Below are 662 nucleotides of genomic sequence, written 5' to 3'. Positions count from 1 at the left end.
TACCAGAAGTAGGTAGCTTAACCGCAAGGAGGGCGCTTACCACGGTAGGATTCGTGACTGGGGTGAAGTCGTAACAAGGTAGCCGTATCGGAAGGTGCGGCTGGATCACCTCCTTTCTAGAGTTTGCAGGATTCTTCGGAATCACTTTCAAGCGCTCACACTTATCGACTGTAATGAATTAGAGAACAGCAAATATTGGGGCTGTAGCTCAGCTGGTTAGAGCACCGTGTTGATAACGCGGGGGTCGTTGGTTCGAGTCCAACCAGCCCTACCAGTTGCCTGTATTAAGTGGTACCCATGGGGGATTAGCTCAGCTGGGAGAGCACCTGCTTTGCAAGCAGGGGGTCGTCGGTTCGATCCCGTCATCCTCCACCACCTGTTTTTACGTAAGCAAGAGATGCTTAGGTAAAAGCAGTATCGTTCTTTAACAATCTGGAAGAAGTAAAGTTTTATTAGGTGTGTGTCGACAGATACATGCCTGGGTAGTAAAACTCATCATCACAAAGTAGTAAATGCTTGAACTATAGCCGTCAAGGTTATAGGGACAAGTGAATAAGTGCACATGGTGGATGCCTTGGCGATTACAGGCGATGAAGGACGTAGTAGCTTGCGATAAGCTGCGGGGAGCTAGCAAACAAGCTTTGATCCGCAGATTTCCGAAT

The 662-nt window shown here is 48.3% G+C and carries 2 tRNA genes and 2 rRNA genes; all 4 read left to right on the top strand.

The window, feature by feature from the left end:
• Positions 1 to 116, top strand: a 16S ribosomal RNA gene (locus tag GTP55_RS29210); the annotation flags it as partial.
• An 81-nt stretch (positions 117 to 197) separates the two neighbouring features.
• Positions 198 to 274 (top strand) — tRNA-Ile (locus GTP55_RS29205).
• A gap of 25 nt (positions 275 to 299) precedes the next feature.
• Positions 300 to 375 (top strand) — tRNA-Ala (locus GTP55_RS29200).
• Positions 376 to 542: 167 nt separating this feature from the next.
• Positions 543 to 662, top strand: a 23S ribosomal RNA gene (locus tag GTP55_RS29195); the annotation flags it as partial.

Source organism: Duganella margarita, from assembly GCF_009857535.1.
Taxonomy (GTDB): Bacteria; Pseudomonadota; Gammaproteobacteria; order Burkholderiales; family Burkholderiaceae_D; genus Rugamonas; species Rugamonas margarita.
Note: the sequence above shows the minus strand (reverse complement) of the source record. Positions and strands in the feature narration are given on the sequence as shown.